Annotated in this window: 13 protein-coding genes; all 13 read right to left on the reverse strand. The window is 69.6% G+C overall.

Features of this window, described 5'->3' with window-relative positions; translation table 11 throughout:
- Positions 1 to 24: 24 nt before the first annotated feature.
- Complete coding sequence (locus KCH48_RS42505; protein WP_246886139.1) at positions 25 to 1,383, reverse strand: glycosyltransferase 87 family protein; 1,359 nt, start codon at positions 1,381 to 1,383, stop codon at positions 25 to 27.
- Positions 1,380 to 2,780, reverse strand: coding sequence for a polyprenol phosphomannose-dependent alpha 1,6 mannosyltransferase MptB (mptB, locus tag KCH48_RS31040; protein WP_210578484.1), 1,401 nt, complete (start codon positions 2,778 to 2,780; stop codon positions 1,380 to 1,382). Before mptB ends, KCH48_RS42505 begins: the two co-directional genes overlap by 4 nt.
- A gap of 123 nt (positions 2,781 to 2,903) precedes the next feature.
- Positions 2,904 to 3,824 carry a glutaminase gene (locus tag KCH48_RS31045; RefSeq protein ID WP_210578486.1) on the reverse strand — a complete coding sequence of 307 codons (921 nt, stop codon included), beginning with the start codon at positions 3,822 to 3,824 and terminating at the stop codon, positions 2,904 to 2,906.
- A gap of 45 nt (positions 3,825 to 3,869) precedes the next feature.
- Positions 3,870 to 5,279: an aspartate ammonia-lyase gene (gene aspA, locus KCH48_RS31050; protein ID WP_210578493.1), complete on the reverse strand. Its 1,410-nt coding sequence runs from the start codon at positions 5,277 to 5,279 to the stop codon at positions 3,870 to 3,872.
- Between the two features lie 115 nt (positions 5,280 to 5,394).
- Positions 5,395 to 6,411, reverse strand: a complete 1,017-nt coding sequence (locus KCH48_RS31055) for an asparaginase (protein ID WP_210578745.1) — start codon at positions 6,409 to 6,411, stop codon at positions 5,395 to 5,397.
- A gap of 32 nt (positions 6,412 to 6,443) precedes the next feature.
- Positions 6,444 to 7,886: an amino acid permease gene (locus KCH48_RS31060; protein ID WP_210578495.1), complete on the reverse strand. Its 1,443-nt coding sequence runs from the start codon at positions 7,884 to 7,886 to the stop codon at positions 6,444 to 6,446.
- Positions 7,883 to 8,560 (reverse strand): FadR/GntR family transcriptional regulator, encoded by a 678-nt coding sequence (locus tag KCH48_RS31065; protein WP_210578755.1) that lies wholly within the window; start codon positions 8,558 to 8,560, stop codon positions 7,883 to 7,885. The genes KCH48_RS31060 and KCH48_RS31065 overlap by 4 nt, the downstream gene beginning before the upstream one ends.
- A 151-nt stretch (positions 8,561 to 8,711) precedes the next feature.
- On the reverse strand, positions 8,712 to 9,548 hold the full coding sequence (locus KCH48_RS31070) for an undecaprenyl-diphosphate phosphatase (protein WP_210578497.1): 837 nt from the start codon (positions 9,546 to 9,548) through the stop codon (positions 8,712 to 8,714).
- Positions 9,549 to 9,620: 72 nt separating this feature from the next.
- Positions 9,621 to 9,980 carry a fluoride efflux transporter CrcB gene (crcB, locus tag KCH48_RS31075; protein WP_210578499.1) on the reverse strand — a complete coding sequence of 120 codons (360 nt, stop codon included), beginning with the start codon at positions 9,978 to 9,980 and terminating at the stop codon, positions 9,621 to 9,623.
- Positions 9,977 to 10,468, reverse strand: coding sequence for a fluoride efflux transporter CrcB (crcB, locus tag KCH48_RS31080; RefSeq protein WP_210578513.1), 492 nt, complete (start codon positions 10,466 to 10,468; stop codon positions 9,977 to 9,979). Before crcB (KCH48_RS31080) ends, crcB (KCH48_RS31075) begins: the two co-directional genes overlap by 4 nt.
- Positions 10,469 to 10,629: 161 nt before the next feature.
- Entirely contained in the window at positions 10,630 to 11,592 is a 963-nt protein-coding gene (locus KCH48_RS31085; protein WP_210578514.1) for an SMP-30/gluconolactonase/LRE family protein, read from the reverse strand.
- A 38-nt stretch (positions 11,593 to 11,630) separates the two neighbouring features.
- The gene (locus KCH48_RS31090) at positions 11,631 to 11,918 is read right to left on the reverse strand and encodes a helix-turn-helix transcriptional regulator (RefSeq protein WP_210578516.1); all 288 of its coding nucleotides are present in this window, start codon (positions 11,916 to 11,918) and stop codon (positions 11,631 to 11,633) included.
- A 182-nt stretch (positions 11,919 to 12,100) separates the two neighbouring features.
- The gene (locus KCH48_RS31095; RefSeq protein WP_210578518.1) at positions 12,101 to 13,660 is read right to left on the reverse strand and encodes an arabinogalactan endo-1,4-beta-galactosidase; all 1,560 of its coding nucleotides are present in this window, start codon (positions 13,658 to 13,660) and stop codon (positions 12,101 to 12,103) included.
- Between the last annotated feature and the right edge of the window lie 85 nt (positions 13,661 to 13,745).

Genomic DNA, 13,745 nt, shown 5'->3' on the forward strand with positions numbered 1-13,745 from the left:
TCAGGAGGGCGGCCGGCACGCCGTCTACGAGGAAGCGCGGTCGCTGCTCGACTGGGGGTTCGACGCCGCCGGGCGGGTCGATCCGGTGGGGTCGCTGGACGCGTTGCGGGCCAGGCCGAGACCGGCTCCGGAACCGGAAGCCGTGCCCGTGGTCGCCACGGCCGCCCCGGACACCGAGCCCGACTGGGCGGCCACGGGCGTGATCGCGGGTGCGGCCGTGCTGGGCACCGCCGTGGTGGTGCTGGTGGTGCGGCGGATGGGCATCCGGCTCACGCGGGACTGACCGACCGGCAGCCACAGCAGCAGGCCGAGCGTGATCCAGGCGTACGTGTTGCTGCCGAGGAATCCGTCGATGCCGGAGGCGTCGTCGAACCACAGCCACACCACGCTGGTGCACAGCACCGCGTACAGACCGGCCGCGAGCCGCGGCTGCCGGGCACGGACCAGCACGGCGAACGCGGGCAGCAGCCACACGAGATGGTGCACCCACGTGATCGGGCTGATCAGGCACGCGGTCAGCCCGGTGAGGGCGAACGCCGCCGCCCAGTCCCCGACGGCGACCGCGCGACGCGCCCGAACCGCCCACACGCCCAGGAGCACCACGACCACGGCGGCCCACACCGCGCGGTCCGTCTCACCGAGCCGGGCCAGGATCCCCTGCACCGACTGGTTCGACACATAGTCGAGGCGGCCGATCCGGGTCGTGTCCCACATCGCGTCGGTCCAGTAGAACCGTGAGGCCTCCGGCGCCACCAGCCCGGCGAGCCCGGTCGCCGCGACGGCGACGACCGACGCGACGGCGGCAGCACGCCAGCGGCGGGCCAGCAGCAGCAGAAGGATGAACAGCGCCGGAGTCAGCTTGATCGCCGCCGCGAGGCCGATCCCCACCCCCGCCCACCGTCCCCGCCCCGTGGCCAGCAGCCAGGAGTCGAACAGGACCAGGGCCAGCAGCAGTAGGTTCACCTGGCCGAAGCTGAAGGTGTCACGCAGCGGCTCGAACAGCGCGAGGGCACAGGCGCCGAGCGCGCAGCCGTACCAGCCGTACTTCCGCCACGACCGTCCGGCCAGGATGCGCACGACGACCGCGAGCGCCCCCAGGTTGAGCAGCAGCGCCACGGCGATCGCGGCGTGCAGCCCGAGCAGCGCCATCGGCAGCATGGCGACGGCCGCGAACGGCGGATACGTGAAGCCGTACGTCGTCCCGGGCACCCGGTAGTCGTAGATACGGCCGCCGTGGTGGACCCACGTGTCGACGGCCCCGTAGTAGACGCGCAGGTCGAACCAGTCGCGCAGCAGCGGAACCGTCGCGGTGAAGACGATGACGACGACGGCGATGGCGGCCACGAGCAGCGCGCGCCCGCGGTCCGTGCGGGGCAGTCTCATACGGTGCTCTCCCGCAAGGGTGCCTGGGCCGCCTGATGGGCCTGCCAGAGGACGACGACGGCGAGCACGCCGCCGGAGACGGCCAGAATCAGTTCCTCGGCGCCTGCCGGGAGTCCGTTCGGCATCGCGAGCAACGCGACCACTCCAGTCACGGCCGCCAGCCGGTGCCGCACCGAGGCGCTGGGCGCCGCCGCGGCGAGGAGGAACAGCCCCCACAGGGCGTACCAGGGCCGGATCGCCGGGCCGAGGACCACGACCACGGCGAAGCTGAGGCCGAGTGCGTAGACCGGGCTGAAGCGTGGGCGGCGCAGCCATATGGCGGCGATGGCCACGGCGGTGGCCGCCAGGCCGAGCACATGCCAGGCCGGCACAGCGAGCGGAGCCAGGTCGCCGAGGCCCACCTCGGTGAGTACGGTGCCGGTGGCGCGGCCGAGCAGGCTGGTGAGCGCCCAGTTCTGCGGGGACACAGGGGTTTTCAGGGCTCCTATCCAGCCGTATCCCGTTCCGGCCAGGGTGGTTGCCACGACCGTGGTCACGGCCGCGGCGGCTCCCGTCGTGAGCACCGACCGCACCGGACTGCGGCCAGCGCGGATCTGCAGGGCCACGACCGCGGCGAGCCCGAGCACGGCGGGCGCCTTGACCAGCGCGGCGAGCGTGACCAGGATCGCGCCCAGCACCGGCCACCGGCCGAGGGCCGCGACCAGTCCCACACCGAGCAGGCCGAGCATGATGGCGTCGTTGTGGGCGCCGGCCACCAGGTGCAGCAGCACCAGCGGATTGAGGGCGCCCAGCCAGAGCGCGGCCGCCGGGTCGGCGCCGCTGTGCCGGGCCAGCCGGGGCAGCGCCGCCGCCATCAACGCGACGCCGAGCAGCGCGACCAGCCGCATCCCGAACAGCCCCGCCGGGATCTCGCCCCGGGTGATGCCGGAGAGCGCGGAAGCGACGGCGAGGAACACCGGACCGTACGGAGCGCCGGTCTGCTGCCACAGCGGCGACACCTCGTCCGCGAGCGGACCGCCGAGCCGGGCAGGGCCGTGCGCGTAGACGTCCATGTGGGCGTCGACCATCGCCCCTTGTGCGAGATAGCTGTAGACGTCCCGGCTGAACAGCGGCGGCGCGAGCAGCAGCGGCGCCGCCCAGACGGCGAGGACGAGCAACATGGCCCGCGGGGACGGCGGTTCGGCGCTGCGGATCAGCCGTCCGAGCAGGGCCCAGGCGGCTATCAGCAAAATGATGCCGAAGTACACGCCGACCAGGCCCAGGGCCGCATGCGCGGACGAGGGCGCGATCAGCTCGCGGACCGGCAGGGCTCCCGCCGTCTCACCTCCCAGTGCGAGAAAAGCGGTACCCGCCAGACCGAGAGCCTGGCAGCGACGGAGATCGACGGGGAAAGCCATGGCCAACACTCGGAAAGCGTGTCAACGTCGAGTGGCCGGAAAGCGACGAGCCCCCCACCAAGTGGGGGCCGAAGTGTTACCGGTGTGTGATTGTCGCAGGTCCCGGCGGTGCACAAACCCCTCTCAGAACACTGACAGTCCCGTCAGTGTCGTGAAACGCTCCAACGCCGCCACGCCCGCCACCGAGTTGCCTCGCTCGTCCAGTCCCGGGCTCCACACGCACAACACGCAACGGCCCGGCACCACGGCGATGATGCCGCCGCCCACACCGCTCTTCCCGGGGAGGCCCACTCGGTAGGCGAACTCGCCCGCCGCGTCATAGGTGCCGCAGGTCAGCATCACCGCGTTGACCTGTTTGGCCTGGCTGTTGGTGAGGAGGCGGGTGCCGTCGGCGCGGATGCCGTGGCGGGCGAGGAAGGTCGTGGCCAGGGCGAGGTCGGCGCAGGAGGCGCTGATGGAGCACTGGCGGAAGTACTGGTCGAGGAGGGCCGGTACGGGGGTGGAGATGTTGCCGTAGGACGCCATGAAATGGGCGAGGGCGGCGTTGCGGTCGCCGTGGGCGCTTTCGGAGGCGGCGACGTCCTTGTCGAAGGTCAGGTCGGGGTTGCCGCTCTCGGCGCGCAGGAACGTGAGCAGTTCGACGGCCGCGTCGCCGGTACGGGTGTGCAGGCGGTCGGTGACGACCAGCGCGCCCGCGTTGATGAACGGGTTGCGCGGGATGCCGTTCTCGTACTCCAGCTGCACAAGGGAGTTGAAGGGGTTGCCGGAGGGCTCCCGGCCCACGTGCTCCCAGAGCGTGTCCCCCACGCGGGCGAGAACGAGGGCGAGGGTGAAGACCTTGGTGATGGACTGCGTGGAGAACGGCTGCCGCCACTCCCCCACGCCGTACACGGTGCCGTCCGGCTCCGCGACCGCCATGCCGAAGCTGCGCGGGTCGCAGGCCGCGAGCGCGGGGATGTAGTCGGCGGGCCGGCCGCGTCCGGGCAGCCGCCGGATCTCGTCGGCGATGCGTTCCAGGACCGGTGCGAAGGTCGGGGACGTCATGATCACTATTGTGCCTCCGGACCGGTCCTGGTGTGCCTGTGCAGGTCAGACGAGAGGTGAGCCGCTGCCCGCGACGACCTCCGGCCGCAGCAGGTCGGTCAGTCGCTCGGCGGGCAACAGCCCCTTCTCCAGGACGAGTTCGGCGACTCCGCGTCCGGTGGCGAGGGCTTCCTTGGCGATGTCGGTGGCGGCCGTGTACCCGATGTGCGGGTTGAGGGCGGTGACGAGGCCGATGGAGTTCTCCACGCTCGCGCGCAGCGCCTCGGTGTTGGCGGTGATGCCGGACACGCACCGTTCGGCGAGGGTCAGGCAGGCGGCCCGCAGGTGCGTGATGCTCTCGGACAGCGAGTGCAGGATGATCGGCTCGAAGGCGTTGAGCTGGAGCTGTCCAGCTTCCGCGGCCATGGTGATGGTGATGTCGTTGCCGATCACCTCGAAGGCGACCTGGTTGACGACCTCGGGGATCACCGGGTTGACCTTGCCGGGCATGATGCTCGAACCGGCCTGCACCGGCGGCAGGTTGATCTCGCCCAGTCCCGCGCGCGGGCCCGACGACAGCAGCCTGAGGTCGTTGCAGCTCTTGGAGAGCTTCACGGCGATCCGCTTCAGCACACCGGACATCTGGACGAACGCGCCGCAGTCCTGGGTGGCTTCGACCAGGTTGGCCGCGGTGACGAGCGGCAGCCCGGTGATGTCCGCGAGGTGGCGCCGCGCCGACTCGGCGTATCCGGCGGGCGCGTTGAGGCCGGTGCCGATGGCCGTGGCACCCAGGTTGATCTCATGAATCAACTCGACAGCCTCGTCAAGACGGCTGCGGTCCTCGTCAATCATGACGGCATACGCGGAGAACTCCTGGCCCAGCGTCATGGGCACCGCGTCCTGCAACTGTGTACGGCCCATCTTGAGCACATCGCGGAACTCGACAGCCTTGCGGGCGAAGGCGTCCTGCAATACAGACATCGCCTTGAGCAACCCATGCACCGCGAACACCGTCGCGACCTTGACCGCGGTCGGGTAGACGTCATTGGTCGACTGCCCGAGGTTGACGTCCTCGTTGGGATGCAGGTACTCGTACTGCCCCTTCGCATACCCGAGCAGCTCCAACGCCCTGTTCGCCACGACCTCGTTGGCATTCATATTGGTCGACGTACCGGCACCGCCCTGCACCACATCGACCACGAACTGGTCATGCAACTTGCCGTCCCGGATCTCCCGACAAGCCTCCACAATCGCAGCAGCCTTCTTCGGCTCCAGCAGCCCAAGCTCCTCATTCGCGAGAGCAGCGGCCTCCTTCACCGCAGCGAGCGCGTCAATCAGATGCGGATAGGCGGAAATCGCCGTACCGGTAATGGGAAAGTTCTCCGTGGCACGCAGAGTGTGGATGCCCCAGTACGCATCGACGGGGACATCACGGTCTCCGAGCAGATCGTGCTCACGGCGGGTGACGGCGGTCATGAGGGAAGGGTCTCCTTCTCAGGGGGTGAGGGTGAGCGCCCCTTCAGGGGCGCGGGGAACTGCGCGACCAGCCACATCGGGCCCGCAGCCGCCAAACAAGAAACCGCGCACATCCCTAGGCGCAAGCCGAAACAACAACCGGCTCCAGCGACCGAACAGGCCGCACACACCCGACCGCCCGCCCACCCCCCAGCAGCGCCTCACCCTGAAACTCAGTGAGCAGCCCCGGATCAACCCCGGCCCACGCAAGCGCCGCCGCCGCAACCGGCACCCGCGCCCGATCAGCACCATCCGCGATCTTCACAGCGACGGCCCGCCCATCAGGAAGTGCCGCAACCTGCACCCCCTCGAACCCGTCCTTCGCAAGCAGCCCCGGCACGGCCCGCATCAACGCGGCCACATCCCGCCCCGAGCCGGAGGCCATCTCCGCATGCTCACGCATCGCGTCGGCGACCCGAGCCTCAGGAGTGCCGGCCACCGCGGTCGTGATCCGCGCGGTGGCCCGAGCCAGCCCATGGAGCGACACGGAGAACAGCGGCGCCCCACACCCGTCAACGGTCACCTGAGCGATCCGCTGCCCGGTGAGATCCTCGACGATCTCCGCGATGACCTGCTGAAGGGGGTGCGCAGGATCGAGGTAGCCGTCCAAGGGCCACCCGTTGAGCCGGCAGGCATACAGCATCGCCGCGTGCTTGCCGGAGCAGTTCTGGGCGAGCCGGGACGGCAGGCGGCCCTCCCTCACCCAGGAGTCCCGGACGACCGGGTCGAACGGCAGGTCCGGGACATTGCGGAGGTCGTCCTCGGAGACGCCGGCCAGCTCCAGGATCCGCCGGGTCCCGGCGAGGTGGCGTTCCTCTCCGGAGTGGCTGGCCGCGGTGAGCGACAGCAGCTCTCCGTCGAGCGGCAGCCCGACGCGCACCATGGCGGTGGCCTGGACGGGCTTGAGCGCCGAGCGCGGATAGAAAGCCGCCTCGATGTCACCGAGCTGGAACTGGACCTGGCCGCCGGTGCCGAGGACGACGACGGAGCCGTAGTGGATGCCTTCGATCACCCCGCCGCGTATGAGGTGGGCGACGGGGGCGTGGAGGGGTGCGCGGATCAGGGGTGCGTCCACGAGCGAACTGCTGTACATCACTGCCTGGTTCGGTTCGGCCGCTACGCGGTTCACGCGTCGGCTCCGGTAGGGGACTTGCGCGCCGTACGGCCGCGGATGGCGTACCAACCCGCGACCAGCGCTGCGGCGATCAGCGGCAGGCACAGCACGGTGGTGCGTCCGGCGCCGCCGTCGGCGTACATGAGGACCAGAACGGAGGCGAGGAAGGCCAGCGTCACGAGTTCGGTCCAGGGGGAGCCCGGCAGTCGGTAGCCGGGGCGGGTGAGCTCGCCCTTCTGGGTCTTCTGCCAGAAGAGCAGGTGACAGATCATGATCATGCCCCAGGTCGCGAGGATGCCGATCGCCGCGAAGTTGAGGACGATCTCGAACGCGTCGGCGGGGACGACGAAGTTGAGGCCCACGCCGAGGACACAGATACCGCTGGTGAGCAGGATTCCGCCGTACGGGACCTGGCTGCGGCTCATCACGGAGGTGAACTTGGGCGCGGAGCCGTTCATGGCCATGGAGCGCAGGATGCGGCCGGTGGAGTACAGGCCGGAGTTGAGCGAGGACATGGCCGCGGTGACGACGACGAGGTTCATCACGCCGCCCGCCGCCGGGACGCCGATGTTGGACAGCACGGTCACGAAGGGGCTCTCGCCGCCGCTGTACTTGTTCCACGGCAGCAGCATCGACAGCAGGACGACCGAGCCGACGTAGAACAGGCCCACACGCCACATGATCGAGTTGATCGCCTTCGGCATGATCTTCTCGGGGTTCTCGGTCTCCCCCGCGGTGACGCCGACCAGTTCGACGGAGGCGTAGGCGAAGACGACGCCCTGGATGATCAGCAGCATGGGCAGCATGCCGTTGGGGAAGACGCCGCCGTGGTCGGTGATCAGGGACGGGCCGGGGGTCGCACCGTCGACGGGGTGCTGGGTGACCAGCAGGAAGATCCCGATGCACATGAAGATCACCAGTGCGCCGACCTTGACGATCGCGAACCAGAACTCCAGCTCACCGAAGATCTTGACCGAGATCAGATTGACGGTCAGCACGACCGCCAGGGCGATCAATGCGATCAACCATTGAGGGATGTCGGAGAACATGCCCCAGTAGTGCGTGTACGTGGCCACCGCCGTGATGTCGGCGATGCCGGTCGTGGCCCAGTTGAGGAAGTACATCCAGCCCGCCGTGTACGCGCCCTTCTCGCCCATGAATTCCCGGGCGTACGACACGAAGGCGCCGGACGACGGCCGGTACAGGACGAGTTCGCCGAGGGCCCTGACGACGAGGAAGGCGAAGATTCCGCAGACCGCGTAGGCGATGAAGAGCGAGGGGCCGGCTTCGGCGAGGCGGCCGCCTGCGCCCAGGAAGAGGCCGGTGCCGATGGCGCCACCGATGGCGATCATGTTGACGTGCCGGGACTTGAGGGACTTGCTGTAGCCCTCGTCTCCGGCATCGACATGGCCGGAACGTTTCTGCACGCCGTCGTGCAGGGACTGCTCGCTCACGCCTCGGGTCCGCCTTCCGTGGGGGTGTCCGTGCGCGCGGAGCGCACGATGTCGGTGAGGGTCGTCTCGACCCGGTCGAGGTGGTGGGTCATGGCGTCGACCGCGTCCTGCTCGCTGCCGTCGATCAGCGCCTCGACGATCGCCCGGTGCTCGCGGTTGGACTGCTCGCGCCGGCCGCCCAGTTCGTTGAGGAACGCCGACTGACGGGCCAGTGCGTCGCGGATCTCCTCGATCACCCGGCGGAACACCGGGTTCTGGGCGGCCTCGGCGACGGCGAGGTGGAAGAGCGTGTCCATCGCGACCCACGCGGTGGTGTCCGTCTCCCGCTCCATGCGGTCGAGAAGGTGGGCCAGATGATCCAGGTTCTCCGGGGTGCGGCGAGCCGCCGCGTACCCGGCGACCGGGATCTCGACATGGCGGCGCACCTCGAGGAGGTCACTGGCCGCGTAGTCGCCGAAGGTGGGGTCCTCGACGGTGTTGGCGACGACGAAGGTGCCCTTGCCGGTCTTGGAGACGGTCAGGCCCATCGTCTGCAACGCCCGCAGGGCCTCGCGCAGCACCGGCCGGCTGATCTCCAGGGTGCGGCAGAGCTCCGCCTCGGAGGGGAGCTTGTCCCCAATGGCGTACTCGCCGCGCTCGATGGCGCCGCGGAGGTGTGCCAGCACCGCTTCCATGGCGCTGATACGCCGTGGCGGCTGACTGGCTGTCCGGCTGTCTGACAGGTTCACGGGAGTGATACTCCGGGCGACGGAAGGGTGCTGTCAAGCCCGGGGTGAAAGATGAATTTCAGGGGCGTGAGGCCTGAAAACCTCACACCCCGGCATGTCAGCTGTTCAGCACGCCTGTCCCGAGCAGACCGAACAGCAGCAGGCCCACGACGATGCGATAGATGACGAAGGCATTGAATGAGTGCTTGGCGACGAACTTCAGCAGCCAGGCGATCGAGGCGTAGGCCACGACGAAGGAGACCAGCGTCCCGACGACCAGCGGGGCCGCGCCGGCGCCCGTGCCGAGGGCGTCCTTCAGCTCGTAGATCCCGGCGCCGGTCAGGGCGGGGATGCCGAGGAAGAACGACAGACGGGTGGCGGCCACCCGGTCGAGGTCGAGCATCAGCGCGGTGGACATGGTGGCGCCGGAGCGTGAGAAGCCGGGGAAGAGCAGGGCGAGGATCTGCGAGCTCCCGACGAGCATCGCGTCCTTGAAGGACGTGTCGTCCTCCCCTCGCTTGTGCCGCCCCATCTGATCCGCCGCCCACATCACGCCACTGCCGACGATCAGCGAGCCCGCGACCACCCAGAGGGAGGCCAGCGGTCCCTGGATGAGGGGCTTCGCGGCCAGGCCCACCACCACGATCGGGATCGTCGCGACGATCACCCACCAGGCGAACTTGTAGTCGTGGTGGTAGCGCTCCTCGCGGTCGGCGAGGCCCCGGAACCAGGCGGTCATGATCCGCACGATGTCCTTGAAGAAGTACACGAGCACGGCCGCGATCGCGCCGACCTGGATGACGGCGGAGAACCCGACAACGGCGTCATCGTCCACGGGGATGCCCATCAGCCCCTCGGCGATCTTCAGATGGCCGGTCGAGGAGACGGGCAGAAACTCGGTCACCCCCTCGATGGCTCCGAGGACGACGGCCTGACCGACGTTGATGGCGCTCATGGGATCCACTTCTGGCGAGGTGACCGACAGTGCGGTGACCAGTGTTACCGCGCGCGAGTGTGGTTCCGCGCGTCACACCCACACCGTCTGGGCGATCCACACCCCGGCGAAAGCGGCGCCCAGCCCGGCCACCACACTCCCGGCGACGTTGGCGGCGGCCGAGAGCCCCGCCCCGGTCTCCGTCAGCCGCAGCGTCTCGTACGAGAAGGTCGAGTACGTGGTGAGCGCCCCGCACAGACCGGTGCCGAGCAGCAGCTGAACGTGGGAACTCGCGGCTCCGGTCACCAGGCCGAGGATCAGACACCCGGCGATGTTCACCACGAAGGTGCCCCAGGGAAACACCGAGTCGTGCCGGGACCGCACGGCGCGGTCCGTGAGGTAGCGGAGCGGGGCACCGACCATGGCGCCCGCGACGACCAGCAGCCAGTTCACAACGCCTTCTTACCGTTCACGTCCGATTCGCCCTGTTTACCGATCCGCATCCCTCGCAGTACGCGCCGGGTCGCCGTCGCCGTGAGCCACACCGCCATGAGCGCCGCGAGCAGGGTCCCGGCGAGGTAGGCCAGCGCCGTGTTCAGGTGGCCGGCGTCGACCAGTTTCTGGATGTCGACGGCGTACGTCGAGAAGGTGGTGAAGCCGCCGAGCACCCCGGTGCCGAAGAAGGGCCGCACCAGGCGGTGGGCGGACCACACCTCGGTGATCACCACCATGAACACGCCGATCACGGCGCAGCCGATCACATTGGTCCAGAAGGTCGCCCAGGGGAATCCGCCCGGCTGCGTCGGCCACCACAGGGAGGCGGCATACCGGGCGACCGCGCCGATGGCCCCGCCGAGCGCGACCACGGCGACGACGGATGCCTGACCGTGCCGACCGGCCCGCCGTGACGTGCGGAGAGGGGTGGACTCGGGGGCTGCCATGTCGTACGTCTCCTACTCGCCGGAACCCGGGCATGCGGTCGTCGCAAGTAGGGACCGTTGGCGGCAGCTGTGCCGCGGTTCGGGTACGGCGGGCCCCACCGCCGGTGCCGCGAGAAGTCAGCGCGGCCGGTGACCAGGGTAACCCCGGCGGTTCGCGCGGGTCACTTCGTGACCGGTGCCTCACACACGGCCACGCCCCGCTCCCACAGGCTGCCGAGGATCAGGTGGCCGTCGGTCTCGCAGACGCTGGTGACCATCCGGAAGCGGGAGCGGCGGCGGGTGAGGTGGTGCAGGACGGTGCCCTCGTCGTCGACCGCCAGGACGCCCGCCCACGCGGTCGGACGGTAGGGGGCGCGCACGGCGAGGCGTGCGGCGGCGCGGCGCACGGCGGGGGTGGCGCGGTGGAGCAGGTCGAGCGGGGGGACACGCGGTCCGGCCAGGGACACCCACATCGGTCCGTCCGGTCCGGCGCGCCAGAGGTTGTCGGGCATGCCGGGGAGGTTCTCGGCGAAGGGTTCGGAGTGTCCCGCCTTCGGCCCGGTGAGCCAGTAGCGCGTGAGGCGGCAGGCACCCGTTTCCGCGACGACCAGGAAGGACTCGTCGCCGCTCGCGGCCAGCCCGTTGGCGAACTGGAGGCCTTCCAGCAGTACCTCGGGCGTGTCCGAGCCCGGTGCCAGCCGCAGGAGACGGCCTGTTCCGGTGTGCTCGACGAGATCGCCGATCCAGTGCTCCAAGGGGTAGCGGCGGCTGGAGACGGTGAAGCAGACGCTGCCGTCGGAGAGGGCGATCACATTGCTGCAGAACCGCAGCCGCTCCCCCGCCACCGAGTCGACGAGGATACGGACGATCCCGTCGGCGAGACCGACGCGGAGCAGCCCGTGCACGGCGTCGCACACCAACAGGGCGTCGTCCGGGAGGAGTTCGAGGCCGAGGGGCCTGCCTCCGGTCTCGGCGATGACCTCGACGCGCGCGGCGAACGGCTCGGTCAGACGATCGATGCGCAGGATCCGGCCGTCCTCGACGCCGGTCAGCACCCGGCCGCGGGCATCGGCCACCACGTCCTCGGGGCCACGGCCGCCGATCGCGACGTAGTGCCGGGGGACGAGAGCGGTGGGACGGTCCATGCGTTCGTGCCCTTCGCGGTCGGGGGGGGTGTACGCCGCTACCAGCCCTTCTCGAACATGCGCGCCACCTCGGCGATCCGCACCTCGTCGCGCCGGTAGTAGGTGCGCAGCCGGATCCTCTTGGTGCGGAGCAGGCCGATGGCGGTGAGCAGGCCGAGGTGGGTCTCCGCAACCGAGCGGGACACGCCGAGCTTCGCGGCGACGGCGGTCGCGGTGACGCCGTCCTCGACGGGGTCGCCGTGCCGCTGCGGCGGGAAGTGCGCGGCCGGGTCCTTGAGCCACTCCAGGATGTCCAGCCGCCGTTCACTGACGGGAGTCCTCAACATCGCGCCCCCTCCGTCCTGGCCTCCTCGGACCGCGTGTGCCCACTCTTCCGCAGACCAGACCACCCCGTACGGAACTTCGCCACGTTTGTCCGACATCGAACGCCCGTGCGCTCCCTACGCGGTCGCCCGGACACGGCAGGGGCCCGGCCGCACACGGCGGCCGGGCCCCTTTCGTCACGGGCTCAACGGTGGTTGAACCACGCCATCGCCGGGAGCGCCCTGTCGTCGTAACCGAACAGGGCCTGGTTCTCCCAGCCGTTGCCGGAGGCAGCGTCGGTGGGGTCCCAGCCGTTGCCGTTCACCGCGGTCCAGGTCGCCTCCCAGTAGAAGACGCCGAGGCCACGGCCGTTCGGGACGGCTTCCACGATGCTGGTGATGTCCTTCATCCACCGGGTCTGCCCGGCGGCCGAGGCCGGGTAGCCGGAGACCAGCTCGCCGGCCAGGTCGATGATGTTCTCGTGCGAGTCCTCGCTGTCGAGACGGAACGGATAGGCCGTCTCGGCGACGAAGACCGGCTTGCCGTAGCGGGAGGCCGCGTCGTCCAGGGTCGTCTGGAAGTCGTAGAGCGAGCCGTGCCAGTAGCCGTAGTACGACAGGCCGATCACGTCGAACTTCACGCCGCTGGCGACCGCGCTGTCGAACCACCAGCGGGTGCCGGACAGGTCGCCGCCCTTGGCGAGGTGCAGGGCCACCGGGGTGGACGAGTTGACCTTCTTGACGGCGTCGTAGCCGGAGTTGAGCAGACCGGCCAGCTGCGTCCAGTTGTCCGTGGAACCCTCGGACCACAGCATGCCGCCGTTGATCTCATTGCCCACCTGGACCATGTCGGCGGTGGTGCCCTGCGCCTTCAACGCGTTCAACACGTCGTACGTGTGGTTGTACACGTCGGTCCTGAGCTGGCTGTACGAGTGGCCCGCCCACGCGCTCGGCTTGGACTGGGCGCCCGGGTCGGCCCAGGTGTCCGAGTAGTGGAAGTCGACCAGCAGCTTCATGCCCTGGGCCTTGATGCGCTTGGCCGTCGCCAGCACACGCGCCTTGTTGTTGTAGCCGTCGGCCGGGTTGACCCAGACCTTCAGGCGCGCGTAGTTCATGCCGGACGACTTGAGGATGGCGAGGGCGTCGCCGGTCGTGCCGGAGCTGTTCTTGTAGACACCGCCCTTGGCCTCGCTCTTGGCGAGCGAGGAGATGTCGGCACCATGGATCGACGTACCGGACGTGCCCGATGTGAAGCTCAGGTCGTCAACATTGATCCAGTTGCCCGCGTTCGCGTCACTGTTGATGCTGATCGTGCACTGGTTGTTCGTCACATTGACCGGCACGACGATCCGGATCCACCCACTGGCGGACACCGGGAGGTCGGTGCGCTGCTCCGAACTCCCGCAGTTCTTCAGGGCTATGTACGCGGAGTTCTGCCCGCCGCCCGAACGGACCCAGGCGGTCAGCTTGTGGTTGCCGTTGGTCAGCCCGGACAGGTACTGGTACGTCTCCACCTTGTAGGCGGCGGACGAGTAGTGGCTCAGCCGGTAACTCCCGCTGTGGCCCCCGGACTCGACGTACGAGGCGCCGGTCGAGCCGTACTCCGACCAGCCGGCGGGCGTGGCGGCTCCCCCGCCGTCCGATTCGAACCCGGTGTTGGTGAGGGTGCTCGCCGCCTGGGCAGTCTGCGCGGGCAGGGCGGTGAGGGCGAGGCCCGCTGCGAGCGGCAGCAGCAGGACTCTCAGGGTGCGTCTGGGATGGAACATCGTCGTCCGTCGTCCCTTCGACATGAATGGGGTTGGGGTGCCCCTCGCCGGGGAGGTGAGGGGTCCCCTCCGCCCGCGGCTCGTG

The organism is Streptomyces sp. GESEQ-4 (assembly GCF_017948455.1).
In the GTDB taxonomy this organism is placed as follows: Bacteria; Actinomycetota; Actinomycetes; order Streptomycetales; family Streptomycetaceae; genus Streptomyces.